Origin of the sequence: Pseudomonas sp. TMW22090 (assembly GCF_022496665.1) — a bacterium.
GTDB classification, from domain to species: Bacteria; Pseudomonadota; Gammaproteobacteria; order Pseudomonadales; family Pseudomonadaceae; genus Aquipseudomonas; species Aquipseudomonas gregormendelii.
This window is the reverse complement of sequence record NZ_SCFH01000011.1, coordinates 133,378-158,373: the sequence shown is the minus strand read 5'-3', so window position 1 is coordinate 158,373 and position 24,996 is coordinate 133,378. Positions and strand designations below refer to the sequence as shown.

The window sequence follows — 24,996 nt, the reverse complement described above, 5'->3', positions numbered from 1 at the left end:
GGACTATTCATGGCGCTTTTCGACTGGGTGATCAAGACACTGGAGGCCACCGTAAAACTGATCGAAGACCTAATCAAGATGGTCACCAGCCCGGCGTCCTACCTATTCTGGTTGGGCCTCTACGAGTTGGCGATGCTTATCTGGGACGTCACCACGAGAACCAATGAGATTTTGGCTCATACCGGGTTTGTTTCGCCGCACTCCCAACAGGCTTACGACGACGGGGAGCTTCGGCTCCCAAATGAGATTGACATTCCGATGATCACCCTTGGCGGAACGGTGGACGACGCGTTCCGCGCGGCGCTGGCAGCCGCCTTCGATCCTCTAGGAAACCTTGACCAGAATCAGGACGTGATCGGATACGGACATTCGGTCAACGACCCGCGTTATCCCTACTACCCGGTGCGCGCGTACGAAGGCCCCGATCTCGCCGGCAAAACGGACGCCTGGGAGTTCCATCGCCCCTGGGCTTACCCTACGACCAGTGTCACTGGTGCCAATCACCACACGATCGACACGCCCACCGAGAAGTACTTTCCGCTCAGCGGCTTCGACGGGCCGCCTGACCCGAACGACCCGTCGCCACCGCCGGCGCCCCCTAACAAGGGTTATTAGCCACTGCAGCCGGGGCCGTTTCGTTACGGAGCGATGCCCGACGTTTTCTTCGACGCGTCCGGCACGGTCGATCCACAAGTGCGCACGCAATATGAGAACGCCCAGACTCCCTGGGCGACGGACAGCCTCAACGCCCTACATCTTAATTCAGAGAAAATCGGCGTCAGTCCGCTCGGAAACCCGATCCCATTCTCTGTCCACCTGATCAGCCAACTGGTGAATCCTACGGGCTATTCAACCCAGTTCAACCTCGATAGCGATCGGGCCTTCGCCTACCTCACCTGGGACTGGATCCGCGGCGGCAACCCCGAGAATGGGATTCTAGGGGTGAAGTACACGCCGCCGGTTGTGCCACCAGCGGATGCGGTTGGCTGGAGCCCCAACGATCCGCTGCAGCTAAAATACGTCGATCGCCCAAAGTTATTGGACCTTCTGTTGACCACCAAGCGGACCCGGCGGCCGCGGAGTAGATAGGCGGTAAGATCCAAGCCTGAGGAGGTGCAACGCCACGGACCATCCGAAACTGCCAAGATTGCAGCGCCAAGCCGATGACGAAAAAGGCCCCGCCGAACCCTGCCCCCCCAAACCGGGCTCACAGGATCCCTGTGCGCCGAGTCCTAGTGCACCAGGACAGCGTCTGTCGAGGATCGTAGAACGGCAATGGATCTTCGAGCCGTGCGATACACCCGAAGCCGCGTGCAGTTCTGAATGCGGCTCCGGCGGCGAACGCATGCTCGATCGCGAGATTGGCGACAGCGTACGCGACGGGAACCCGAACGAAAATCGGCCCAAGCGGCCAGCTGGCGAAGATACCGGACGGCTGCGCGACGGCGGACCGATTAACAAGGGCGATATCCAAAAGCCCCTTGCGCCAAGAGTCTTCGTCGGACCGCGGGCCGAGATGGACCTGCCCTATCTATTCATGCGCGCCAACGCCGGTGACCTTGGCCTGCGACCAATCACAAATGCGCCGTTCTGGGAGAGCCCGGACATCATTGCCCTACCTGGTGTCATGCCATTGATGGCACCATCCATCCCGCCCAAAGAGAACCTCGACGACACCGCACGCGCGGGAGAGCCCAATACCTTCTACGCACACATCTGGAATTTCGGGAAGGCAAGTGCCCATGAGGTAGTTGTCGAATTCTACTGGTGCGACCCTTCGCTTGGGATCAACGCCAGCAGCGTGCGCCTGATCGCCCAGATAATGACCTCCCTGGGCCACAAGGGTAGCGGGAATTGCCACCGGGTGGTCAAGTGCCCGGAACCCTGGAGCCCAGAGTTCCTGAACGGCGGGCATGAATATCTGGTGCGGGTGTGGGATAATCAGTCCGACTTTCCAGGTGAGCCGAAGTTCGACGCCTCGTGGAATCGCCACGTCGCCCAGCGAAACATCCATGTTGTGAGACGGAATGGCGGAGCAATGCCGCTGATGCTGCACCGGGGCGCTGATCTTTCCAGCGTTCCAGGACACGCTGCGAATCAACGTAGGCAATCTCTATGGCGAGCCGGCCCGGGTCCAGGTCCTACGGGAGCAGCCGAGCACCATGCATTGGCTCCAACTGTGCACTGGTGTACGAGGGACCTTCCCCGCGGCTGCACCGGCGATGGGCGATGGGCGATGGGCGAGCCGATGCTATCTCCGCCGGCGGAAGCTTAAGTTCTGATAACAATTGAACAAGGAGCAGATCAATGCAGCTCAGCTTTACCATCGAGTAATCGGAGCGGTTTTCTCCAGCCATGCGCAGCATGAATGTTGCCACTGTTCATAATAGCCCGCGCGGTCCTCGTGGACGGCTAGCGGCCCAATGATGTCGAGACCAGTTGGGTAAATTTCGGCAGCTGGTTTACGCCGCGGTAAAACGTGTGCGCGAGATTTTCGAGCCTAAAGCGCTAGTCCTGGTGCCCGTGCTGGTCGTCTGGCTGTGAATACAGCCAGTGCGAAAGGTTCTCTCCCCTACCGTCAAAATGACTTTTTCGATGCAATGCGCTGGCATTGATGCCTGGGTCCGTGTTCGTACTGATCGCGAACCCATTTGCCACGCACGTGAGGCTCGACGTTGGTGCCAAAGGCAGCGCGAAAAAGGGCCAAAAGCGGCGTGAACTCACATTATGTCGACGTCTAATGCTCTGACGCATGTGATAACGCCACAGCCACTGGTGGAGTACCTCAAGGCAGATGCATCTGGTCACCCACGATCAAGTCACACCTGTGGTGCTGAAACGGGCTCTGCGGAGGGATCGCAAGCTGCTCCTCGGGTAAGGAAGCCACTGGACGGGACCGCTCGCTGCATCGTCGACGCCACCTTGAACGCGCAAGACGTCAACAAATTTCAGCTTGGTGGCACCCGAAAGGAAGAGAAACATCAAACAGGATGGGAGCCAAAGGCAGCGCAAGAAAGGGCCAAAAGCAGCGTGAACTCGCAAGAAAGAAATGTGTTTACCCCGTTGTTTACCCCTGAGCCAGAAATGAAAAAGCCCAGTCGTTTCCGAACCGGGCTAAGTCATTGAAAAATATGGTCGGGACGGAGTGATTCGAACACTCGACCCCTAGCACCCCATGCTAGTGCGCTACCGGACTGCGCTACGCCCCGACTAGGCGTGAAACTCATCCTTCACCTCGAAGGACGCTCAAGAATATATCGCAAGCTTTTGAAAACTGGAAGTATTTAAAAGCAAAAAATCATTTCTTGAGTACAACCAGCACATCTTCCAACTCGGCAATCATCTGCCGGATCATCTGTTTGTACTGGGTGGTGTCATCTTTGGCTTCGTCGCCGGACAAACGCAAGCGTGCGCCGCCGATGGTGAAGCCCTGATCGTACAGAAGCGCGCGGATCTGCCGGATCATCAGCACGTCTTGTCGCTGATAATACCGGCGGTTTCCGCGGCGTTTGACGGGGTTGAGTTGAGGAAACTCCTGCTCCCAGTAGCGCAGCACGTGCGGTTTTACCGCACACAGCTCGCTGACTTCACCAATGGTGAAGTAGCGTTTGCCTGGGATGACGGGTAGCTCGTCGTTATGACTTGGTTCCAGCATAAGCCTCAACTCGGGCCTTCAACTTCTGCCCTGGACGAAAGGTGACCACACGGCGAGCCGTGATCGGGATTTCTTCTCCCGTTTTCGGATTGCGGCCAGGCCGCTGGCGTTTGTCCCGAAGGTCGAAATTGCCGAACCCGGACAATTTGACTTGTTCGTTGTCTTCCAGAGCGTGCCTGATTTCTTCAAAAAACAGTTCGACCAATTCCTTGGCCTCCCGTTTATTCAGGCCCAACTCCTCATACAGACGTTCCGCCATCTCAGCTTTCGTCAGAGCCCCCATACGTCACTTCCTTAACGTGGCGTTCAACCTTTGTTCGAGCGAGGTGAGGATATTTTGCGTCGTGGTATTCACCTCATCGTCATTAAGAGTGCGCGATGGATGCTGCCAGGTCAAGCCGACTGCAAGGCTTTTTCTATCAGGATCAATGCCTTTACCCTGATACACGTCAAATAGCCTGAGGTCTGTCAGCCATTCGCCTGCATTTTCACGGATTACGTCGAGAACGGCGCTGGCTGCGACGTCTTTTTCCGCGATCAGGGCCAGGTCACGTCGCACTTCAGGAAAGCGCGATAACTCCTGGAATTTAGGCATTTTACCCAGTGCCACTTCCGCCAGAACCAGCTCGAATACGAACACCGGACGGTCGAGACCGAGGGTTTTCGATAATTCCGGGTGGATGGCGCCGACGAAGCCGACCAGGCGGCCTTCGCGTTCGATGCGCGCGGTTTGACCCGGGTGCAGCGCGGGGTGTTTGCCCGGCACGAACGTGAACGAATCCAGTGCACCGGCGAAGCCCAATACGGCTTCCACGTCGGCCTTGACGTCGAAGAAGTCGACGACGTCGCGACCTTGCGCCCAGCCTTCCGGCAGGCGGCTGCCACATACGACACCGGCGATCATCGGCTCTTGCTTGAGGCCGTCGAGTTGACCGACGAAGCGCAGGCCGCTTTCGAACAGGCGGACGCGATCCTGCTGGCGGTTCAGGTTGTGCTGGAGCGCCTTGACCAGGCCTGGCCACAGCGACGAACGCATGGCGGCCATGTCGTTGGAGATCGGGTTGGCCAGGAGCAGTGGTTCAACGCCTGGGTTAAACAACTCGAACTGTTTCGGATCGATGAAGCTGTAGGTGATCGCTTCCTGGTAACCACGGGCGACCAGCAGGCGACGCAGTTCTGGCAGGTCACTGCGGGCTTCGGCCTTGGCTTGTGGCGCCAGGCGGGCTTGCGGGTAGCGGACCGGCAGGCGGTTGTAGCCGTACAGGCGAGCCAGTTCTTCGATCAGGTCGACTTCCAGGCTGATGTCGAAGCGATGGCTTGGCACTTCTACGCGCCACTGCCCTGCCCCGTCGGCGGAAATTTTCAGGCCCAGGCCGTTGAGCAGGCGCTCGACTTCGGCCGGTTCCATTTCCATGCCGAGCATCTGGCTGATGCGCTGGGCACGCAGGGTGACCGGTGCGATCGACGGCAGGTGCTGTTCGCTGACGGTTTCGATGATCGGGCCGGCTTCGCCGCCGGTGATTTCCAGCAGCAGGCCGGTGGCGCGCTCCATGGCTTCACGGGCCAGCTGCCAATCCACGCCACGCTCGTAGCGGTGCGAGGCGTCGGTGTGCAGGCCGTAGGAACGGGCCTTGCCAGCAACGGCGATCTGGTCGAAGAACGCGCTTTCAAGGAAGACGTCGCGAGTGGTCGCGGTATTGACGCCGCTGTGCTCGCCACCCATGACGCCGGCAATCGCCAGGGCGCGGGTGTGGTCGGCGATGACCAGGGTATCGCTACGCAGGCTGACTTCCTGACCGTCGAGCAGTACCAGTTTTTCGCCTTCTTCGGCCATGCGCACGCGGATGCCGCCATTGATTTCGGCGAGATCGAAGGCGTGCAGCGGTTGACCCAGTTCCAGCATCACGTAGTTGGTGATGTCGACGGCAGCATCGATGCTACGGACGTCGGAACGACGCAGGCGCTCGACCATCCACAGTGGCGTTGGCTTGGACAGGTCGACGTTACGGATCACGCGGCCCAGGTAGCGCGGGCAAGCGGCCGGCGCCAGGACTTCCACCGAGCGCACTTCGTCGTGCACGGCGGGCACAGTGGCCACAACCGGACGGGTGACCTGGGCGGCGTACAGCGCACCGACTTCACGGGCCAGGCCGGCCACGGACAGGCAGTCGCCGCGGTTCGGGGTCAGGTCGACCTCGATGCTGGCGTCGTCCAGGCCCAGGTATTCACGGATGTCCTGGCCAACCGGTGCATCGACCGGCAATTCCATCAGGCCATCGTTGCCTTCGCCAACCTGCAGTTCGGCTTGCGAGCACAGCATGCCGTTGGACTCAACGCCACGCAGCTTGGCTTTCTTGATCTTGAAGTCGCCTGGCAGCTCGGCGCCGATCATGGCGAAAGGGATCTTCAGGCCCGGGCGCACGTTAGGCGCACCGCACACGACCTGGAAGGTTTCGGCGCCATTGCTGACCTGGCACACACGCAGCTTGTCGGCGTCCGGGTGCTGCTCGGTGCTCAGCACCTCGCCCACGACCACGCCACTGAATTCACCGGCGGCCAGCGTGACGCTGTCGACCTCAAGACCGGCCATCGACAGACGAGCAACCAGCTCGTCGCGACTTACCTGCGGGCTTACCCAGCCGCGCAGCCATTGTTCACTGAATTTCATCCTGCTCTCCTAAGAATTCGTTACGACTAGCGAAATTGCGCGAGGAACCGCAAGTCGTTGTCGAAGAACAGACGCAAGTCGTTCACGCCGTAACGCAGCATGGCCAGGCGCTCGACGCCCATGCCGAAGGCAAAGCCCGAAAACTCTTCCGGGTCGATCCCGGACATGCGCAGCACGTTCGGGTGAACCATGCCGCAGCCCATGACTTCCAGCCAGCCAGTCTGTTTGCAGACACGGCAGCCTTTACCGCTGCACATCACGCATTCCATGTCGACTTCAGCGGATGGCTCGGTGAACGGGAAGTACGAAGGACGGAAGCGCACCGCCAGTTCCTTCTCGAAGAACACCCGCAGGAATTCCTCGATGGTGCCCTTGAGGTCGGCGAAATTGATGTCGCGATCGACCAGCAGGCCTTCGACCTGGTGGAACATCGGCGAGTGGGTGATATCGGAGTCGCTGCGGTACACACGGCCTGGGCAGACGATGCGGATCGGCGGCTGTTTCGATTCCATGGTGCGGACCTGTACCGGCGAGGTATGGGTGCGCAGCAACATGTTGGCATTAAAATAGAAGGTGTCATGCATCGACCGGGCCGGGTGGTGGCCTGGGATGTTGAGCGCTTCGAAGTTGTGGTAGTCGTCTTCGACCTCAGGGCCTTCGGCGATGCCGTAGCCGATATGGGTGAAGAACTGTTCGATTCGTTCCAGAGTACGCGTAACCGGATGCAGACCACCCGAGGTCTGGCCGCGGCCAGGCAGGGTCACGTCAATGGACTCGGCAGACAGTTTGGCGGCCAGGTCGGCCTCTTCAAACAGTGCCTTGCGGGCATTGAGAACCTCTGTGACACGCTCCTTGGCAACGTTGATCAGGGCGCCGACTTGCGGACGCTCTTCTGCCGGCAGATTCCCCAGGGTCTTCATCACCTGAGTCAATTCGCCCTTCTTGCCAAGGTAGTGAACCCGGATTTGCTCCAGGGCATTGATATCTTCAGCGCTTTGCACAGCCTCTAGTGCTTGAGAGACGAGCGCATCCAGGTTTTCCATGTACAGACTCCAGATACAAAATAGGGGAAGAGCTTGAAGGCTCTTCCCCTATTTATGACGTTTAACACCTGGCCCCACAAAGGTGAGGCAGGGTGACTGTCGGGGGTACTTAAGCCAAGGTGGCTTTAGCTTTCTCGACAATCGCAGCAAACGCCGCTTTTTCGTTCACTGCCAGATCAGCCAGAACCTTACGGTCGATCTCGATGGACGCTTTTTTCAGGCCGGCGATGAAACGGCTGTAGGACAGACCGTTGATACGTGCACCAGCGTTGATACGAGCGATCCACAGAGCGCGGAACTGACGTTTTTTCTGACGACGGTCACGGTAGGCGTATTGGCCTGCCTTGATTACCGCTTGCTTGGCAACACGGAATACGCGCGAACGAGCGCCGTAGTAGCCTTTAGCAAGTTTCAGAATTTTTTTGTGACGTTTACGGGCAATGACGCCACGCTTTACACGAGCCATGAGTTACTTCCTCTATTCTTGACTAAATTAACGAAGGCGCAGCATGCGCTCGACTTTTGCCACGTCACACGGTGCCAGCAAGCTGCTACCGCGCAGTTGACGCTTACGCTTGGTCGACATTTTAGTCAGGATGTGGCTCTTGAAAGCGTGCTTGTGCTTGATACCGTTAGCAGTTTTCAGAAACCGCTTAGCAGCACCACTTTTAGTTTTCATTTTTGGCATGTTCGGATACTCCGCATTCAGTTGATAAACATAATCAGTAGGCCTGCCGTGCCCAAATGATTACTTCTTCTTTTTCGGGGCGATGACCATGATCAGTTGGCGTCCTTCCATCTTAGGATGCTGTTCGACCGAACCGTACTCGAGCAAGTCACCTTCAACTCGCTTGAGGAGTTCCATCCCCAGCTCCTGGTGGGCCATCTCACGGCCGCGGAATCGCAAGGATACCTTGGCCCTGTCCCCATCACTCAGGAAACGTACCAGGTTGCGCAGTTTTACCTGGTAATCCCCTTCCTCCGTCCCTGGACGAAACTTGATTTCTTTAACCTGGATCTGCTTCTGGTTCTTCTTGGCTGCGGCAACCTGCTTCTTCTTTTCGAAGATCGATTTGCCGTAGTCCATCAGCTTGCAGACAGGAGGTACAGCATCGGCGGAAATTTCCACCAAATCGAGCTTGGCTTCTTCAGCCTTAAGAAGCGCGTCTTCAATTGACACAATCCCAAGCTGCTCGCCTTCAGCCCCAATTAACCGAACCTCGCGTGCCGAGATATTCTCGTTGATCGGGGCTTTCGGTGCAGCTCGTTTATCTTGTCTCATTTCACGCTTAATAGTAATTACTCCGAATCTGGGCGACCACGCCGGGAAACCGCTTGCGCGAGAAACTCAGCGAACTGGGCGACGGGCATCGAGCCCAGGTCAGCACCTTCACGAGTACGCACAGCGACAGTCTGCATCTCGACTTCCCGATCTCCGATAACCAAGAGATAAGGAACCTTGAGCAAAGTATGCTCGCGGATTTTAAAGCCGATCTTTTCATTTCTCAAGTCAGACTTGGCACGAAATCCGCTTTCGTTGAGAGTTTTTTCAACTTCAGCGGCGAAATCAGCCTGCTTGTCAGTGATATTCATGATCACTGCCTGGGTCGGAGCCAGCCACGCAGGGAACGCGCCCTCGTAGTGCTCGATCAGGATTCCGACGAAACGTTCGAAGGATCCGAGGATCGCCCGGTGCAACATGACCGGGTGCTTGCGACTGTTGTCTTCGGAGACGTATTCGGCTCCCAGACGGACAGGCAGGTTAAAATCGAGCTGCAGGGTACCACACTGCCAGACGCGGCCAAGGCAATCTTTCAGCGAGAACTCGATCTTCGGACCGTAGAAAGCGCCTTCGCCCGGTTGCAGATCGTACGGCAGGCCCGCGCTATCAAGGGCTGCAGCCAGGGCAGCCTCGGCGCGATCCCACAGTTCGTCGGAACCTACGCGTTTTTCCGGACGAGTGGACAACTTCATCTCGACGTCTTTAAAGCCGAAATCGGCGTAGACGTCCATGGTCAGCTTGATGAATGCGGCGGACTCGGCCTGCATCTGCTCTTCGGTGCAGAAGATGTGGGCGTCGTCCTGGGTGAAGGCACGCACGCGCATGATGCCGTGCAACGCACCCGATGGCTCGTTACGGTGGCAGGCACCGAACTCGGCCAGGCGCATCGGCAACTCGCGGTAGCTTTTCAGGCCCTGGTTGAACACCTGCACGTGGCACGGGCAGTTCATCGGCTTGATGGCGTAGTCGCGGTTTTCCGACTGGGTGGTGAACATGTTGTCGGCGTAGTTGGCCCAGTGTCCGGATTTCTCCCACAGGCTGCGGTCAACGACTTGCGGAGTCTTGATCTCCAGGTAGCCGTTGTCGCGCTGAACCTTGCGCATGTACTGCTCGAGCACCTGGTACAGGGTCCAGCCGTTCGGGTGCCAGAACACCATGCCCGGCGACTCTTCCTGGGTGTGGAACAGGCCCAGGCGCTTGCCGATCTTGCGGTGATCGCGTTTTTCCGCTTCTTCGATGCGCTGGATGTAAGCCGCCAGCTGCTTCTTGTCAGCCCAGGCGGTGCCGTAGACGCGCTGCAATTGCTCGCTCTTGGCATCGCCGCGCCAGTAGGCGCCGGACAACTTGGTCAGCTTGAAGGATTTGAGGAAACGGGTGTTCGGCACGTGCGGGCCGCGGCACATGTCGACGTATTCTTCGTGATAGTACAGGCCCATGGCCTGTTCGTTCGGCATGTCCTCGACCAGGCGCAACTTGTAGTCTTCGCCACGAGCCTTGAACACTTCGATCACTTCGGCGCGCGGAGTGACTTTCTTGATCACGTCGTAATCTTTCTCGATCAGCTGCTGCATGCGCTGTTCGATCGCGGCCAGGTCGTCCGGGGTGAAAGGACGCTCGAAGGCGATGTCGTAATAGAAGCCTTCGTCGATGACCGGACCGATCACCATCTTGGCGGTCGGATACAGCTGCTTGACCGCGTGGCCAACCAGGTGGGCGCAAGAGTGGCGAATGATCTCCAGCCCCTCTTCATCCTTTGGCGTGATGATTTGCAGCGTGGAATCGCTGCTGATGATGTCGCTGGCGTCGACCAGCTGGCCATTGACCTTGCCGGCCACGGTGGCTTTGGCCAGGCCAGCACCAATGGATGCGGCGACCTCGGCTACGGAAACCGGGTGATCGAATGAACGTTGACTGCCGTCGGGAAGAGTAATAGTTGGCATGGCGCCTCCTCTCCTAGTGGTGACCCCTACCAAAGGTCACGTGGGTTGGGATGAGCCAGTACAAGATCCGGTCCAGGCCATTCAATGACGAACGCCTGCCTTACAGCGGCAGGAGCCTTGCGGCCAACCGGAAACCGAACCAGAGTGACTGGGATTCAAATCAGGGTTATTCGGGCCTGTGCCGCCACCGGGACTGAAGGTCATCCGGAGCCTGCAAACGCCCGAGCGAGGCATGCTAGCACAGATGAACGGTCGTCGACGCCATGCAGCGCGCCGCTCGGGCAAATCAGGGCTTTTTATGCCAGAGTGCTGAACTTGAACCGGGTTTTACCCCTCAGATAACAAGACATTGACCCACAAGGAGCATCCCCGCATGCGTCTGAATCGTTTATTCGCCATCGTCGCCCCCGTCGTCCTGCTGCTGCCGCTGGCCGCCCACGCGGACTGGCCGAAGGGCGAGCGCGAGAAATACATGGCTCAGTGCACCCAGGCGGCCACGCCGCAGATCGGCGCCGCTGCTGCCAAGTCCCACTGCGCCTGTGGCGCCGATGCGATCAAGTCGTACCCGGCCAGCGACATCCAGGCATTGATGGACAATAAGGCCAGTGACGCGCTGAAACAGAAAGCGCTGACCCAGATCGCCTCCTGCAAAGCCGATCCGAAGGCGAAAAAATAAGCCCATCTGAGCTCGTTTTCAGCCTGGACGAGCGCAAAAAAGCCCCTGAAAACCGCCTTTTACTACAAATTTTTCAGGTTTTTACGCTTTTTTTATCGTCTTTACTTTCGGCTGAAAGCCTTTTAAATCGGGGCTTTCAGCCAATATGAGCAGCAAAGCAAGCGTGACAGCAAGGCAAACAGCACCTGCGGGGGGCTCCCAAAGCGAACATTTCGACTATGATACCCCGGTGTGCCCAGTTGGCCTGAGCAGCACAGTACTGAAAAAATATATGTTTCTTGGAGATACACCATGTCTAATCGCCAAACCGGCACCGTTAAGTGGTTCAACGATGAAAAAGGCTTCGGCTTCATCACTCCTCAAGGTGGCGGTGACGACCTGTTCGTACACTTCAAAGCTATCGAAAGCGACGGTTTCAAAAGCCTGAAAGAAGGCCAGACCGTTTCCTTCGTGGCTGAGAAAGGCCAAAAGGGTATGCAAGCTGCACAGGTTCGCCCAGAGTAAGTTTCTGGCGCACTAAAAAAACCCCGTCCATGTGACGGGGTTTTTTATGCGTGCAACAAAAGCCGGACGCTGTCAGCCGCAGTTGACGCGGGTGACCACTCGAGCCGCATCGGTATTGAGGTTCAGGCGGTCGGAGCGATATTCCAGGGTGACCATGTCATCGGGCATCAGGAACCGGGCATTCTGCGCGCCTGCGCGAGTGCGGGCCTGTTCCAGCAATTCAGATGAAGCCTTCTTGCCGATGGCGAATTCGGCAGCCTTCGCTTCACAGCGGCTGTGACCCGTATCGGTCGACGCTACAGGGTCTGTTGCCGACTCGGAGGACGTACTGCTGCAGCCAGCCAGCAACGTGGCGGCCAACAAAGTACCCAATGACGCGAGCTTCCAAGGCATGAAGCCTCCTCTTTTCAATAGTTAAGCTGAGATCGTGCGACCGCCATTCCGGTGATTGGTTTCACCGTGGCTGATAGCACCCTGCCCCCAGACAGGATAATTGCCAAGTTTGCCTGAGCACCAGCCGGCTGATCATTGTTCAATCGTGACTGAATATGAACAGGCCTTAGTAGACGTCGATGTAGTCGAACGGCGGGTTCGGCCAATTCTCTTTCAGCGCGTTGTAGATCTGCATCACCCACACCTCATCGCTGGCGGCCACGCGCCCGACATAACCGGAACCCTTGGCCCAGGTCTCCAGGCGAAACAGCAGGCCGCCGATCTCGGTACCGCCGACGACACCTGAGGATATATAGGCAATGCCGGCTTTAGTCACCCGCAACTGGGTGTGCTCATCGTCACTGGCTGAGGCCAGCAAATGGCGAACGGCATCCAGGGTCAAGCCGTCGGGCGTGTTCAAATCAATCTGCACGGGGTGGTCCTTGGACATTGTTCAAAGACCAAGTGTCGCATAGCCCTCCCCTCATGCCTAAGTCGGAGTGCCAAACGCCGCGCAAAATGGTTAACTTCGCAAACAGACTTCTACCCATTCACGAGCGCTATTCATGACCACCGTAAGTATCGATGCCGACATCAAGGCCAAGTGGCCGCAGGGCCACAGTTCCTACAGCCCCGGCAGCCCTGAAGAATTGGCAATCATCGGCATAGATCTTCTGGTCAAGGAACTGGGCACAGAAGCGGCCCAGTCGTTCATTACCCAGGTATTTGAAAAGTACCCGGTGAACTACATGGGCGCCGCGTACACGGCGGCCAAGTAACTCCCGCAGGCTGGCACCTGCGGGAAGCGACTGCTGCTTACTTCAAACGCGCCAGACGCTGGGTCAGCAGGTCAAAGAAACCCTGGGCGTCGCCGTTTTCTACCCAGAACGCGTTTTTCGGCGCCTTCAGGCCGTCGTACCAGTCGACGATGGTCTGGCCGAAGGTCGGGCCTTCGCGACTGTCGACCACCACATTGACCGCACGACCGCTGAACAACTCGGGCTTGAGCAGGTAGGCGATGACGGTGGCGTCATGCACCGGGCCACCGGTCATGCCGTAGTGTTCCATGTCGCCCTTGACGTATTCATTCAGAATATCGCCCACCAGCTTGCTGGCATTGTTGTTCAGGGCAGCGATCTGCTTCAGGCGCGATTCGCTGGTGAGGATCTTGTGGGTCACATCCAGTGGCAGATAAGTCAGCTTCACGCCGCTCTTGAGCACCACTTCTGCCGCCTGGGGATCGGCGAACAGGTTGAACTCGGCCACCGGGGTAATGTTGCCACCGTTGAAGTGCGCGCCGCCCATGATCACCACTTCCTTGATGCCCTGGACGATCTCTGGCTCCTGGATCAGTGCCAGCGCCAGGTTGGTCTGCGGGCCGAGCATGGCGATCGTGATGCTGTGGGGCTTGGCGGCTTTCAAGGTGTCGATCAGGTAGTTGACCGCGTTGCCTTCGGCCAGGCCTGCTTTCGGCTCGTGCACGGTGACACCCGACAGGCCTTCCTTGCCATGGATGTTCTCGGCGTAGATCGGCGTGCGCATCATCGGTCGGGCGGCACCGGCGTACACCGGCACCTCCTCGCGCCCTGCCCACTCGCGGGCCAGGCGGGCATTGCGCGAAGTCTTGTCCAGGCGCACGTTACCGGCCACGGTGGTCAGTGCACGAATGTTCAATTCTTCAGGGGAAGCCAGGGCAAACAGCAAGGCAACCACGTCGTCGGCACCGGGGTCGGTGTCGATGATCAGGTCGATCTTTTCCGCCGCCTGGGCGCCTGTTGCAGTAATCAAGGACAAAAGCAGCAAACTCCGGATCAGTTGGTGCAGTTTCTGAGCATAGCGGTGCATGGCGCACTCCTTGTGCGTGAGGAAACAGTGATGTCGAATGTCTAGAAGGTCACTCCGGCGATCAGCACGATGTTGCAGTACGGCTGGCACTCGCCCGTACGAACCACCGCTCGCGCCTGGCGGCTGAGTACCTTGAACCGGTCGTGACTGATCAGCTCGCGCCGGCCCAGCTCGCCGGCCGCATCAAGCTCGTCCAGGGTGGCCAGCGCCGTCGGTTGTTTGTCGAGGATCTCCTGGGCCAGCACATGGCTTTCAACCTGCATCTCGCTGAGCACCACCTTGAGGGTGCTGATGAAATCCGGCACGCCATGGGTCAGGGCCAGGTCGATCAGTTCGACGCCGGCGGGCACCGGCAAGCCGGCATCGCCGATCACCACCATGTCGCCATGCCCCAGGGAGGCGATCAATCGCGACAAGGCGACGTTAAGTAACGGAGTCTTTTTCATGATGGTTTGAACGCCTGCACGTCAGACAAGGTGGGAATCGAAGGTTGCGCGCCGGCACGGGTCACCGACAGCGCCGCAGCCACCTGGCCAAAACGGATCGCTGCGGCTTCGTCCTGACCGTTGGCCAGGGCCGCCGCGAAGCCGCCGACGAAGGTGTCGCCGGCTGCCGTGGTATCAATCGCCTTCACAGCCGGTGCGGGAAAATGCTCCAGGCGGCTGCCACTGGCGAACAGTGAACCCTGGGCTCCCAGGGTAATGATGACTTTGCCGGCGCCCAGGGCGATCAACCGGGCGGCAGCTACCTTGGCGGAGTCCAGGGAATCCACGGGCACACCGCTCAGGGCCGTGGCCTCGCTCTCATTGGGAATCAGGTAATCGATGTTGGCGTACCAGTCTGCCGGCAGCGGACGACTGGCCGGCGCCGGATTGAGGATCACGGTCTTGCCCAGCTCGCGGGCACGCTTGAGCGCATGACCGACCGATGCATCGGGTATTTCCAGCTGGCAGATGATCACATCGGCCGCCTGCAGGACCGCATCGAAGCAGCCGATGACGGCCGGGGTCAGCGCACCGTTGGCCCCGGCGACAATCACGATGGCGTTCTGGCTGTTGTCGTCAACCACGATCAAGGCCACACCGCTGGAGCCTTCGACGGAGCTGACCGCCTGGCAGTCGATCTGCTCGGCCACCAGTGCGTCGCGCAGCGCCCTGCCGTAAGCGTCGTTGCCGACACAACCGACCATGGACACCTGGGCGCCCAGCCGGGCGGCGGCGACTGCCTGATTGGCGCCCTTGCCACCGGACACCGTGGCGAACGATTGACCGATCAGGGTTTCACCGCCACGGGGCAGCCGTGGCGCCCGGGTGACCAGGTCCATGTTCAGGCTGCCTATTACCGCTACTTTTGCTGGCATTCGTCACTACTCGTCAATTCTATTTCAGTGATGCGGTGGGTTCAGCGGTACTCGACAAAGACTCCCGCCAATGGCGCTGTCGATTCTCGCAGGACAATACTGGGGGTCACGATCCGCTGGTCGGTGGCCATGGCCGGGCTGGCGATCCGGCGCAGCAGCACTTCCGCTGCCATTTCGCCCAGTTGCAGGATCGACTGGCCGACGGTGGTCAATGCCGGGTACACGTAACGACTCATCTGGATGTCGTCAAAGCCGATCACCGACAGCTCGCCCGGTACGCGAATGTTGCGCTCTGCAGCCGCGCGCAGTACGCCGATGCCGATCATGTCGTTGCCGGCGAAGATGGCGCTGGGTGGATTGTTTTCCAGCAACAGCGCCGCCGCAGCGTAGCCGCCAGTGCTGGTAAAATCGCTCTCGAGCATGCGCTCGCCCGGCACCTCAATGCCTGCCTCGCGCAGGGCCCTGCAGAAACCGGCCAGGCGCATCTGCGCCACGCTGGTACTCGCCGGGCCGCCAATCGTGGCGATGTCCCGATGCCCGAGTTCCAGCAGGTGCCGGGTGGCCAGGTAGGCGCCGTACTCGTGATCGATGCGCACCATGTCGGCGTTCACGCCTTCCAGGCCACGGTCAACGATCACCATCGGCGTGCGCACGGCGGCAAGACCTTCCGCCAGCCCGGCATCACCGCCGGCCGAAGCCACGATCAGGCCGTCGATGCGTTTTTCCAGAAGTACCCGCAGGTAGCTGCGCTGCTTGTCCGGGTTATCGTCGGAGTTGCACAGGATCACGCAGTAGCCATTGCGCTCGCAGTAATCCTCGATCCCCCGCGCCAGCTCGGCGAAGTACGGGTTGAGGCTATTGGGCACCAGCAAGCCGATGGTCGCCGTGGTCTTGGCCTTGAGCGACCGCGCCACCGCGCTCGGCACATAGTCGAGGGTCTTGATGGCGGCCTCGACCTTTATCCGTACTTCTTCGCTGACCGGGCGGCTCTTGTTCACCACGTGGGACACCGTGGTGTAGGAGATGCCCGCCAGGGCAGCGACATCCTTGATGGTTGCCATGACTCAGGTCCGCCGGCTTGCGCGCTGACTGCGATAAGTATCGAGCACCACCGCGATCACGATGACCGCACCGGTGATGATGCGCTTGGTTGGCTCGGTGGCGCCGATCTGCGCCAGCCCGGCGGCCAGTACGGAAATGATCAACACGCCAAAGAAGGTACTGATCACCGAACCCCGGCCGCCCATCAGGCTGGTACCGCCGATCACCACGGCCGCGATCACCTGCAGCTCAAGGCCGGAACCGGCATTCGGGTCCGCCGCTTCCAGGCGCGAGATCTGGAACAGCGCGGCAATCCCGGCCAGCAACCCCATCAGGCTGAACACCAGGATCTTGTAAGGCTTGGGATTGATCCCGGCCAGGCGTACGGCTTCTTCGTTAGTGCCGATGCCAATCAGGTAACGACCGAACACGGTGCGGGTCAGCACGGCCTGGGCGATGATAATGATCAGCAAGGCGATGATGAACGAGGGCGAGATGCCGAAGGCGATCGGGTTGGACAGCCAGGCAAAGGCGTCGCCGATGTAGGCGGTGCGCGAACCGGTCATCTGATACGCCACACCCCGCGCCATCTCCAGCACGCCCAGGGACACGATGAACGACGGAATGCGCCAGGCTACCGTGATCGAGCCGGTAATGGTCCCGGCCAGTGCGGCAATGGCCATGCCGAGCAAAGCCGCCGGCAATACGCTCCAGCCCCAGCCGAGGATCGCCACGCTGACCGCCGATGCGGCCAGTGCCAGTACCGAACCTACCGACAGGTCGATGCCGCCGATGATCAACACGAACGTCATGCCGACCGCCAGCACCATCAGGTCGGGGATCTGGTTGGCCAGGGTGCTGAAGGTGTCATAGGACAGGAAGTGGCTGCTGAGCACCGAGAACAGCGCGATCATTGCCAACAGGGCACCGGCCAGGCCCAGGTAAGTACCGAGGCCATAGAAGTTGCCACTTCGCTTGCCAACAGACGTTGCAGTTTTCATTGAGGGTCCCTAGGCGCTGCTTCATTGAGCAACGCATCACGTTTTTGGTAGCCGGCAAAGGCGGCAGCAAGCAAATCATCCTGGGTCCAGGTATCGCGTTCGAACGTGTCGATCAGGCGCCCGGCGGACAGCACGCCGATGCGGTCGCAGATCAGCATCAATTCGCGCAGGTCGCTGGAAACCACCACCAGCGCCTTGCCCTGACGGGTCAATTCTCCCAGCAAGGCATAGATGTCGAACTTGGCGCCGACGTCGATGCCCCGGGTTGGCTCGTCGAACAGCATCACCGAGCAATCGCGCTCGAGCCAGCGGCCGATCACGACCTTCTGCTGGTTGCCCCCGGACAATTGCGACACCAGTTGCGTCGGGCTGGAGCTGCGGATACGCATCGCGTCGATCTGGCGCTGGGCCAGGGACATCTCGTCGCCGTTGTTGACGAAGCCGCCGCGGGAAATCACCGGCATGTTGCCCAGGGCGATGTTCGCGCTGATCGACTGGGTCAGCAGCAGGCCTTCGCCTTTGCGGTCCTCGGTGATCAGCGCAATGCCATGACCGACCGCGTCGGCCGGCGAACGGATACTCACCACCTGCGCCGGCGAACCCAGGGCCACCGTGCCGCTGTCGGCAATATCGGCACCGAAGATCAGCCGCAGCAGTTCGGTGCGCCCTGCCCCGATCAGCCCGGAAATGCCGTAGATTTCGCCAGCGCGCACTTCAAAGGACACGTCGCGAACCTTGTCGGAACGGGTCAGGCTGCGGACCGTCAACGCCGGTGCGCCGATTTTGCGCGGGCCCATGTCCATGTGTTCGCCCAGCTCGCGCCCGACCATCAACGTGACCAGTTGCTCGCTGTTGTAGTTGGCCATGGGCTCGACGCACACCAGGTTGCCGTCGCGCAGCACCGCGATGCGCTGGGCCACACGGGCCAGCTCTTCGAGTCGGTGCGAGATATAGATGATCGACACCCCGCGTGCCTGCAGGTGGGTGATCTGTTCAAAGAGCATTTCGACTTCCCGCGCCGTGAGCATGGCCGTCGGTTCGTCAAGAATCAGCACGTGGCAGTCGCCGATCAGATTGCGCGCGATCTCGACCATTTGCTGGTGGCCGATGCCGAGCTCGCCGACCAGGGTGTCCGGGTCGATCGCGTCGAGCCCGACCTGCGCCATGGCCTCGATCGCCGCCTTGCGTAATTGCTTGCGACTGATCCAGCCACCGGTGCTCGGCAGCTTGTGCAGGAACAGGTTTTCCGCCACCGACAGGGTCGGCAGCAGATTGAGTTCCTGCATCACCATGCGGATGCCCAGTTCTTCGGCCTGGGTGCGGCTGCCGGGACGGTAATCCTGGCCCTGGAACTGCATCTGCCCGGTGGTCGGCGTCACCAGCCCGCCGATGATCTTCGACAGCGTGCTTTTACCTGCGCCGTTTTCACCGGTCAGCGCCAGCACTTCGCCGCGCATCAGCGTCAGGTCGATACCGGTGAGGACAGGCTGGGCGTAGGTCTTGCCGATGCCGCTGACCGTAAGGACAGCGTTCGCAGCGGAAACTGACATAAAAACTCTCCATGCGCTCGCTCACGAGGAGCGAGCACCTTGCGTCACCAGAAGGACTACTTGGTCACCAGCTCGACCGGGGTTTCGATCACGCCATTGGCGCCGCTGTCGACTTTCTCGCCCTTGATGATCTTCAAAGCAGTCTCGATGCCGAACACCGCCTGCTTGGCGGCAAACTGGTCAGCGGTGGCCAGGACGCGACCATCCTTGAGCATTGGCTGGATGGCGTTGATGTTGTCGTAACCCACCACCTGGACCTTGCCCGCCTTGCCCGCGGCACGCACCGCAGACACCGCGCCAACGGCCATGCTGTCGTTACCGGCCAGCAGCGCCTTGACCTGCGGATACTCGCTGAGAATCGAAGCGGCTACCTTGTTGCCTTTGTCGATTTCCCAGTCGCCGGACTGCAGGGACACCACCTTGATTTGCGCCGCCTCCATTGCATCCTTGAAGCCTGCGGTGCGGGCCTGGGCGTTGGTGGTGGTGGACACGCCTTCGATGATGCCGACTTCGTCACCGGCCTTGAGCTGCTTGGCCAGGTACTCACCGACCAGGCGTGCGCCTTTGCGGTTGTCCGGCCCCACGAAGGGCACGCTGATGTTCTTGCTCTTGACCACGGCCGGGTCCAGCTGGTTATCGATGTTGATCACGGTGATACCGGCATCGATGGCTTTCTTGATCACCGGCACCATGGCCTTGGAATCCGACGGCGCGATCACCAGGGCATTGACCTTTGCCAAGATCATTTGCTCGACGATACGGGTTTGCCCGGCGGTATCGGTTTCGTCCTTGATGCCGTTGGAGATCAGGTCGAAATCGGCGGAGTGTTCTTTCTGGTAAGCCTTGGCGCCGTCTTCCATGGTCAGGAAGAATTCGTTGGCCAGGGATTTCATGACCAGCGCGACTTTAGGTTTTTCCGGGGTTTCGGCGAAGGCCGAGGAGATGGACAATGCGGCGGATGCGGCAGCCAGCATGGCGACAGCGAGAAGGCGTCCAGCGAATGGCAGCTTCATGGGTTCACTCCGATCTTATGATTATTCTGAGCAACGCTTGCGCTGGCGTAGGCTATGCAGCGTTCTGTAGGAACAGGCTATCAGAATACTGCGCAAACGTTTGCGAAGACAGAACTATGCGAACCCTGCAAAGATTTGTCAACGCCCGGCAATGCTGATCGCATAAAGGACGTAAGTCAGACCGAGGTGCTGACCATACTGCCAGTGGTGGAACCCTCAGTCAGCGCCTTGGCCAGCGCGCCCGCCACCTGGGCGATTGCCCCGGCGGTGTCGGCAATGCGCTGTTGCACCGCCATGACCGCGGTGGCCTTGGCTTCTTCGTTGGCAAATTTGGTGGCCTGGGTCGCGGCCAATTGCTGCTGTTGTTCGCGCAACTGTTGCTGCAGCTCCTTCATGCGCTTGAGCAACATCTGCACCGTAATACTTTGGCTGCTGCTACTGCTCTCGGCTTTGGCGTCTTGCTGGGCAGGCGCCACGCTCAAGGGTTTGTTATCGCCCTCTTCTGGGGTCGCCGCCTGCGCGGTGGCTTCGGCTGTTGTTTTAACAGCGGCGTCCGCAGGCTTGTTGCCAATATTGATCACACGCGCATTCGACAAAGCGACGGTCAACGACATTTCCAATCCCTCCTAAACAATCCATTACAGGGGCATCGACCGGGATAGCGGTTTCTTTAGGGGGCGAGCAGGAATTGAGCGCTGAACCCTTATTTCAACAGGATGTGCAGGGACTTTCGGCAGACCGAACAAAAAAACCATCCCTGTTCGGAAGCCCGGACGAGCTGGTTTGAGACGCTTGCGCTCATGACACAAATATTCGTTACATATCATTAGGTTAAGAATAATTTCGTTGCACTCTACAGCTGGTATGGATCCTGCTCTCTCACTCCCACCCCGGCATTCAGGTGTGCCGGGGCCATTTTGGAAGACCTGCAATCAGCACCGTCTCACCACAAGAGAGAAAAAAATAATGACATCTGCTCTTAAGTCCTTCGTTCCGGGCACTTTGGCCCTGCTCCTCCTCCTGCCTACCGCGCTCCAGGCTAAAGAAGCCCAGACCCAGACCGAACAGAAACTGGCCAACGTGGTGATCCTCGCCACCGGCGGCACCATCGCCGGCGCAGGCGCCAGCGCGGCCAACAGTGCCACCTACCAGGCGGCGAAAGTCGGCATCGAGCAATTGATCGCCGGCGTTCCGGAACTGAGCCAGCTGGCCAATGTGCGTGGCGAACAAGTCATGCAAATCGCCTCCGAAAGCATCACCAACGACAACCTGCTGCAACTGGGCCGCCGCGTGGCGGAACTGGCCGACAGCAGCGACGTCGATGGCATCGTCATCACCCATGGCACCGACACCCTGGAAGAAACCGCTTACTTCCTCAACCTGGTGGAAAAAACCGACAAGCCGATTATCGTCGTCGGCTCCATGCGCCCGGGCACTGCGATGTCCGCTGATGGCATGCTCAACCTGTACAACGCCGTGGCCGTCGCCAGCAGCAAGGACGCACGAGGCAAAGGCGTGCTGGTGACCATGAACGACGAGATCCAGTCGGGTCGTGACGTCAGCAAAATGATCAACATCAAGACTGAAGCATTCAAGAGCGCCTGGGGTCCGCTGGGCATGGTAGTCGAAGGCAAATCCTACTGGTTCCGCCTGCCGGCCAAGCGTCACACCATGGATTCGGAATTTGACATCAAGGAAATCAAGAGCCTGCCTGCCGTTGAAATCGCCTATTCCTACGGCAATGTCAGCGACACCGCGTACAAGGCCCTGGCGCAATCTGGCGCCAAAGCCATCATCCACGCCGGTACCGGCAATGGCTCGGTGTCTTCGCGCGTCGTTCCAGCCCTGCAGGCGCTGCGCAAGGACGGCGTGCAAATCATCCGTTCTTCCCACGTCAATGCCGGTGGTTTCGTATTGCGTAACGCCGAACAACCGGATGACAAGAACGACTGGGTGGTGGCCCACGACCTGAACCCGCAGAAAGCCCGCATCCTGGCCATGGTCGCGCTGACCAAGACCAATGACAGCAAAGAACTGCAGCGGATGTTCTGGGAGTATTGATCCCTCCTCGCCCGACCGATTCCGGTCGGGCAGCCCTGGCTTCTCCTCAAGGGGTCAGGGGCCTGATAAAAAACCTGTCCCCTTCCTACACCAAAAGGCGAAAACCGCTGTCAGAGGAATTTCTTGAATTTTAAGCAGTTGCGATAATTCCTACAGTTTAATACTGTATGTTCGTACAGCTTAATAAGGATAATTCCGTGACCACCGCCTCCTCCGCTCCAGATTCCTACGCACGCATGGGCATGCGCGTTCAGAAAATCATTAATTCCCCCACCGCGCAGAAAGCCAAAGCCGCGCTGATCTTCCGCCTGCCCGACGAACCCGTGGACGAGTGGGAGCAGTTGCTCGAAGAAATCGACGAAAACGATAACGTCACCCTCGCCTACCGCGACGATGGCGGCGTGCAGATTTTTTGGGTTGTGCCGAAGGAAGACTGAGTCAATGAGTGTCCGTTGTTTAGCGTTACTGCTGCTGTTCTGCGCCATGGGCGCCCAGGCAGCCGCCCCGCGAACCTTTTCCGAAGCCAAGAAAGTCGCCTGGAAACTCTACGCACCGCAATCGACCGAGTTCTATTGCGGCTGCAAGTACACGGGCAACAAGGTCAACCTGTCCGCCTGTGGTTACGTGCCGCGCAAGAATGCCAAGCGCGCCGCGCGCATCGAGTGGGAGCATATCGTGCCGGCCTGGCAGATCGGTCATCAGCGCCAGTGCTGGCAGGAAGGTGGGCGCAAGAACTGCACCCGATACGACGCGGTGTACCAGAAGGCCGAGGCCGACCTGCACAATCTGGTGCCAAGCATCGGCGAAGTGAACGGCGACCGCAGCAACTTCAGTTTCGGCTGGCTGCCGGTGCAATCGGGGCAATACGGCTCGTGCCTGACCCAGGTCGACTTCAAGGCGAAAAAAGTCATGCCGCGCCCGTCTATTCGCGGAATGATCGCACGCACTTACTTCTACATGAGCAAACAGTACGGGTTGCGCCTGTCCAGGCAGGATCGGCAGCTCTACGAAGCCTGGAACAAGACCTACCCGGTACAGGCCTGGGAAAGCCAGCGCAACCAGACGGTGGCGTGTGTGATGGGACGGGGCAATGAGTTCGTCGGCCCGGTCGACCTGAAAGCCTGCGGCTGATTGAACACCGAACTTTGTATGAGCGAGCTCGCTCGCGAAGAACCTCAACGATAACGCGTGAAGCCTGGAAAACGCGGTGCCCGTTGGTTCTTCGTCGGCACGCCGCCTGCGGCAAGCTCGCTCCTGCAAAGTGCATGGGTGTCTTACTGACTCAGCGGACGCTCGATCACCAGCAATTCGATGTTCTGTTTTTTCGCCCGCACCAGCGCGGCCTGCACTTCGGCTTGCTTGGCCTTGGCCTCAGCCTCGGAACCATAGGGGCCCATCAGGATACGGGTCTTGCCGTTTTCCCTGACCACGCTGGAAACAAAACTGTGCTCGATCAACCAGCCGCTCAGGTCGCTGACGGCCTGGGTGATCTCGCCCCGAACTTCCAGATCCCACTGTGGCGCGGCAGCTGCGGCCGGCGTCGTGGCGACTGTCGGCTTCGGCGGTGGCACGTCGCCGCGCTTGCCTTGATCGCACCCTGCCAACGCCAGTATTGCCACTACCCAGACCCATTTGCGCACGAGTTGTCCCTCTGAATGCCTAAAGCACGCATTTTAGCATTCATGAATAGTTCTTTAGGGCCGAAAAATCGAGATAAAACAACGAGAATGATGGGTGCGGCCTCTGTATAGTTACGCCTTGGGAATTAATGCTGCATCTGCGCGTCAGAAAGAGGCACCCAAACTGTGAGACTTCGCACTAATCTATACGTACCACCGACCTCTGCACTGTTCGAATCAGGTGCCCTACAAAGCAATCAAGGAGAAGACCATGCTGATACTCACCCGCAAAGTCGGTGAAAGCATAAACATTGGTGATGACATTACGATCACCATCCTCGGCGTCAGCGGCCAACAAGTCAGGATTGGCATCAACGCCCCAAAGGACGTCGCGGTTCATCGCGAAGAGATCTACCAGCGCATTCAGGCTGGCCTGACCGCACCGGACAAGCCACAAAACTGATCTTGCGGCACCCAGTAGCCAGCCCGTTCGCCCCTGAGCTTCGGCTGGCTAGAATTCCAGTGCAGCGCACCTGACCCAAAGCTGGCTAAGCAAAGGTCACCCCTCGCGCCATACCTGTGGCCGCCACCACCATCAGCAATACCAGCAACGCCTCCACATGACTGATTCGTGCGAACAGCTTTGCACGCCCAGTGTCTACTGCCCCGCCCCTTCCTCGTGCAATTCGCCATTTGATCAACGTGATCATCGGCGCCAGCTCCAATAGCAGGATCAGCACGAAGAGCGTCATCTTCAGGTGAAACAACGGCTGGTGCAGATAGTAGTCAGTGCCCTTCTCGAAGCCTGCAAAGGCGCGCATAACACCCGTCACCAGCAGCACCAGAGCGCTGAGCCCCCAAAGATTATCGGCAATCAGCACGCTGCGTGCCTCTCCCGTGCCCGCCGCCAGTCGCCGAAACGCCGTCCCCCGGGACAATACGGCCCAAAAGCCAAGCCCATACGCTAATAGATGAATCGCAGCCAGCAACCAGTGAGTCAGCATCGAAATACCCCTGTCAGCACCAATGATCGGTCTGTCAGTAGTAGCCCATCGCGGCCTGGCGTGCCTCCTCCCCGGTGGGGAACAATACCGAGGCGCTGTCCAGCCAGCGTTCGAAGCAGGCAAAGGTATGCCGGACTGCCGTCACTGCGCGGTCACGTGCGGGTGCCTCAAGGGTTGCAGCACCCAGGTGGCCAATGACTCCCGCCAGCGTCGGCCGGTGGCGGCGCCATAGACTTGGAGGAATGCTGCCCCCTTGCTGGCGTCGAGGCCCAGCCGGCTCGCGATCTCGCGGCTGCGCGTAA

At 59.3% G+C, this 24,996-nt stretch carries 30 protein-coding genes, 1 tRNA gene and 1 pseudogene; 10 read left to right on the top strand and 22 right to left on the bottom strand.

Features of this window, described 5'->3' with window-relative positions; translation table 11 throughout:
* Window positions 1-9 precede the first annotated feature (9 nt).
* From EQV97_RS26035 to EQV97_RS26025, 3 genes are all read left to right on the top strand, one after another.
* Window positions 10-615 (top strand): hypothetical protein, encoded by a 606-nt coding sequence (locus EQV97_RS26035; protein ID WP_240890325.1) that lies wholly within the window; start codon window positions 10-12, stop codon window positions 613-615.
* A gap of 33 nt (window positions 616-648) precedes the next feature.
* The gene (locus EQV97_RS26030; RefSeq protein ID WP_240890324.1) at window positions 649-1,089 is read left to right on the top strand and encodes a hypothetical protein; all 441 of its coding nucleotides are present in this window, start codon (window positions 649-651) and stop codon (window positions 1,087-1,089) included.
* 256 nt (window positions 1,090-1,345) lie between these two features.
* Window positions 1,346-2,275, top strand: a complete 930-nt coding sequence (locus tag EQV97_RS26025) for a hypothetical protein (protein ID WP_240890323.1) — start codon at window positions 1,346-1,348, stop codon at window positions 2,273-2,275.
* An 857-nt stretch (window positions 2,276-3,132) separates the two neighbouring features.
* Here the strand turns inward: EQV97_RS26025 and EQV97_RS26020 are convergent.
* The 9 genes from EQV97_RS26020 to thrS form a co-directional block, all read right to left on the bottom strand.
* Window positions 3,133-3,209, bottom strand: a tRNA-Pro gene (locus tag EQV97_RS26020).
* 89 nt (window positions 3,210-3,298) lie between these two features.
* Complete coding sequence (locus EQV97_RS26015; RefSeq protein WP_003179985.1) at window positions 3,299-3,655, bottom strand: MerR family transcriptional regulator; 357 nt, start codon at window positions 3,653-3,655, stop codon at window positions 3,299-3,301.
* Window positions 3,636-3,938, bottom strand: a complete 303-nt coding sequence (gene ihfA / locus EQV97_RS26010) for an integration host factor subunit alpha (protein ID WP_002553164.1) — start codon at window positions 3,936-3,938, stop codon at window positions 3,636-3,638. Before ihfA ends, EQV97_RS26015 begins: the two co-directional genes overlap by 20 nt.
* Window positions 3,939-3,941: 3 nt before the next feature.
* Window positions 3,942-6,323: a phenylalanine--tRNA ligase subunit beta gene (gene pheT / locus EQV97_RS26005; RefSeq protein WP_225570570.1), complete on the bottom strand. Its 2,382-nt coding sequence runs from the start codon at window positions 6,321-6,323 to the stop codon at window positions 3,942-3,944.
* Between the two features lie 26 nt (window positions 6,324-6,349).
* Complete coding sequence (pheS, locus tag EQV97_RS26000; protein ID WP_007905876.1) at window positions 6,350-7,366, bottom strand: phenylalanine--tRNA ligase subunit alpha; 1,017 nt, start codon at window positions 7,364-7,366, stop codon at window positions 6,350-6,352.
* A gap of 109 nt (window positions 7,367-7,475) precedes the next feature.
* Window positions 7,476-7,832, bottom strand: a complete 357-nt coding sequence (rplT, locus tag EQV97_RS25995; RefSeq protein WP_007905879.1) for a 50S ribosomal protein L20 — start codon at window positions 7,830-7,832, stop codon at window positions 7,476-7,478.
* Between the two features lie 27 nt (window positions 7,833-7,859).
* Window positions 7,860-8,054 carry a 50S ribosomal protein L35 gene (rpmI, locus tag EQV97_RS25990; protein WP_008145659.1) on the bottom strand — a complete coding sequence of 65 codons (195 nt, stop codon included), beginning with the start codon at window positions 8,052-8,054 and terminating at the stop codon, window positions 7,860-7,862.
* 60 nt (window positions 8,055-8,114) lie between these two features.
* On the bottom strand, window positions 8,115-8,666 hold the full coding sequence (infC, locus tag EQV97_RS25985; RefSeq protein WP_176469887.1) for a translation initiation factor IF-3: 552 nt from the start codon (window positions 8,664-8,666) through the stop codon (window positions 8,115-8,117).
* Window positions 8,666-10,588 carry a threonine--tRNA ligase gene (gene thrS, locus EQV97_RS25980; RefSeq protein WP_240890322.1) on the bottom strand — a complete coding sequence of 641 codons (1,923 nt, stop codon included), beginning with the start codon at window positions 10,586-10,588 and terminating at the stop codon, window positions 8,666-8,668. The genes infC and thrS overlap by 1 nt, the downstream gene beginning before the upstream one ends.
* Before the next feature lie 373 nt (window positions 10,589-10,961).
* On the opposite strand from thrS, the gene EQV97_RS25975 reads away from it, so the two are divergent.
* Both EQV97_RS25975 and EQV97_RS25970 read left to right on the top strand, forming a co-directional pair.
* Complete coding sequence (locus EQV97_RS25975; protein ID WP_122838303.1) at window positions 10,962-11,264, top strand: hypothetical protein; 303 nt, start codon at window positions 10,962-10,964, stop codon at window positions 11,262-11,264.
* Window positions 11,265-11,555: 291 nt separating this feature from the next.
* On the top strand, window positions 11,556-11,768 hold the full coding sequence (locus EQV97_RS25970) for a cold-shock protein (RefSeq protein WP_003179963.1): 213 nt from the start codon (window positions 11,556-11,558) through the stop codon (window positions 11,766-11,768).
* A 72-nt stretch (window positions 11,769-11,840) separates the two neighbouring features.
* Here EQV97_RS25970 and EQV97_RS25965 read toward each other — a convergent pair whose 3' ends face one another.
* Both EQV97_RS25965 and EQV97_RS25960 read right to left on the bottom strand, forming a co-directional pair.
* Entirely contained in the window at window positions 11,841-12,161 is a 321-nt protein-coding gene (locus tag EQV97_RS25965; RefSeq protein WP_122838302.1) for an I78 family peptidase inhibitor, read from the bottom strand.
* A gap of 166 nt (window positions 12,162-12,327) precedes the next feature.
* Window positions 12,328-12,633 carry a hypothetical protein gene (locus EQV97_RS25960; protein WP_240890321.1) on the bottom strand — a complete coding sequence of 102 codons (306 nt, stop codon included), beginning with the start codon at window positions 12,631-12,633 and terminating at the stop codon, window positions 12,328-12,330.
* A gap of 133 nt (window positions 12,634-12,766) precedes the next feature.
* Here EQV97_RS25960 and EQV97_RS25955 point away from each other — a divergent pair, with 133 nt between their 5' ends.
* Window positions 12,767-12,979: a hypothetical protein gene (locus tag EQV97_RS25955; protein WP_045057911.1), complete on the top strand. Its 213-nt coding sequence runs from the start codon at window positions 12,767-12,769 to the stop codon at window positions 12,977-12,979.
* 37 nt (window positions 12,980-13,016) lie between these two features.
* Here EQV97_RS25955 and EQV97_RS25950 read toward each other — a convergent pair whose 3' ends face one another.
* The 8 genes from EQV97_RS25950 to EQV97_RS25915 all read right to left on the bottom strand — a co-directional run bounded on the left by EQV97_RS25950 (window position 13,017) and on the right by EQV97_RS25915 (window position 20,624).
* Window positions 13,017-14,045 (bottom strand): nucleoside hydrolase, encoded by a 1,029-nt coding sequence (locus EQV97_RS25950; protein WP_045057912.1) that lies wholly within the window; start codon window positions 14,043-14,045, stop codon window positions 13,017-13,019.
* A 41-nt stretch (window positions 14,046-14,086) separates the two neighbouring features.
* Window positions 14,087-14,491 carry a D-ribose pyranase gene (rbsD, locus tag EQV97_RS25945; protein WP_240890320.1) on the bottom strand — a complete coding sequence of 135 codons (405 nt, stop codon included), beginning with the start codon at window positions 14,489-14,491 and terminating at the stop codon, window positions 14,087-14,089.
* Entirely contained in the window at window positions 14,488-15,405 is a 918-nt protein-coding gene (rbsK, locus tag EQV97_RS25940) for a ribokinase (RefSeq protein ID WP_240890319.1), read from the bottom strand. The genes rbsD and rbsK overlap by 4 nt, the downstream gene beginning before the upstream one ends.
* A gap of 41 nt (window positions 15,406-15,446) precedes the next feature.
* Window positions 15,447-16,466, bottom strand: a complete 1,020-nt coding sequence (locus tag EQV97_RS25935; RefSeq protein ID WP_240890318.1) for a LacI family DNA-binding transcriptional regulator — start codon at window positions 16,464-16,466, stop codon at window positions 15,447-15,449.
* Window positions 16,467-16,469: 3 nt separating this feature from the next.
* Window positions 16,470-17,447 carry an ABC transporter permease gene (locus EQV97_RS25930; protein ID WP_122838299.1) on the bottom strand — a complete coding sequence of 326 codons (978 nt, stop codon included), beginning with the start codon at window positions 17,445-17,447 and terminating at the stop codon, window positions 16,470-16,472.
* Window positions 17,444-18,997, bottom strand: a complete 1,554-nt coding sequence (locus tag EQV97_RS25925) for a sugar ABC transporter ATP-binding protein (protein ID WP_240890317.1) — start codon at window positions 18,995-18,997, stop codon at window positions 17,444-17,446. Before EQV97_RS25925 ends, EQV97_RS25930 begins: the two co-directional genes overlap by 4 nt.
* A gap of 56 nt (window positions 18,998-19,053) precedes the next feature.
* Window positions 19,054-20,010: a sugar ABC transporter substrate-binding protein gene (locus EQV97_RS25920; protein WP_240890316.1), complete on the bottom strand. Its 957-nt coding sequence runs from the start codon at window positions 20,008-20,010 to the stop codon at window positions 19,054-19,056.
* 176 nt (window positions 20,011-20,186) lie between these two features.
* Window positions 20,187-20,624 (bottom strand): hypothetical protein, encoded by a 438-nt coding sequence (locus EQV97_RS25915; RefSeq protein WP_122838296.1) that lies wholly within the window; start codon window positions 20,622-20,624, stop codon window positions 20,187-20,189.
* Window positions 20,625-20,976: 352 nt separating this feature from the next.
* On the opposite strand from EQV97_RS25915, the gene EQV97_RS25910 reads away from it, so the two are divergent.
* The 3 genes from EQV97_RS25910 to EQV97_RS25900 all read left to right on the top strand — a co-directional run bounded on the left by EQV97_RS25910 (window position 20,977) and on the right by EQV97_RS25900 (window position 23,202).
* Window positions 20,977-22,071 (top strand): asparaginase, encoded by a 1,095-nt coding sequence (locus EQV97_RS25910; RefSeq protein ID WP_240890315.1) that lies wholly within the window; start codon window positions 20,977-20,979, stop codon window positions 22,069-22,071.
* Window positions 22,072-22,268: 197 nt separating this feature from the next.
* Complete coding sequence (locus EQV97_RS25905) at window positions 22,269-22,508, top strand: DUF1654 domain-containing protein (RefSeq protein ID WP_318653944.1); 240 nt, start codon at window positions 22,269-22,271, stop codon at window positions 22,506-22,508.
* Window positions 22,509-22,512: 4 nt separating this feature from the next.
* Window positions 22,513-23,202: an endonuclease I family protein gene (locus tag EQV97_RS25900; RefSeq protein ID WP_122838294.1), complete on the top strand. Its 690-nt coding sequence runs from the start codon at window positions 22,513-22,515 to the stop codon at window positions 23,200-23,202.
* Window positions 23,203-23,345: 143 nt separating this feature from the next.
* On the opposite strand, the gene EQV97_RS25895 is transcribed toward EQV97_RS25900, so the two are convergent.
* Window positions 23,346-23,711, bottom strand: coding sequence for a hypothetical protein (locus EQV97_RS25895; RefSeq protein ID WP_045057923.1), 366 nt, complete (start codon window positions 23,709-23,711; stop codon window positions 23,346-23,348).
* Between the two features lie 250 nt (window positions 23,712-23,961).
* On the opposite strand from EQV97_RS25895, the gene csrA reads away from it, so the two are divergent.
* Window positions 23,962-24,153, top strand: a complete 192-nt coding sequence (csrA, locus tag EQV97_RS25890; protein WP_045057924.1) for a carbon storage regulator CsrA — start codon at window positions 23,962-23,964, stop codon at window positions 24,151-24,153.
* Window positions 24,154-24,238: 85 nt separating this feature from the next.
* Here the strand turns inward: csrA and EQV97_RS25885 are convergent, their stop codons facing one another.
* Together EQV97_RS25885 and EQV97_RS29020 are read right to left on the bottom strand one after the other, a co-directional pair.
* Entirely contained in the window at window positions 24,239-24,694 is a 456-nt protein-coding gene (locus EQV97_RS25885) for a DUF2214 family protein (protein ID WP_240890314.1), read from the bottom strand.
* Between the two features lie 178 nt (window positions 24,695-24,872).
* Window positions 24,873-24,985 (bottom strand): annotated as a pseudogene (locus EQV97_RS29020) (biliverdin-producing heme oxygenase); the annotation flags it as partial.
* Between the last annotated feature and the right edge of the window lie 11 nt (window positions 24,986-24,996).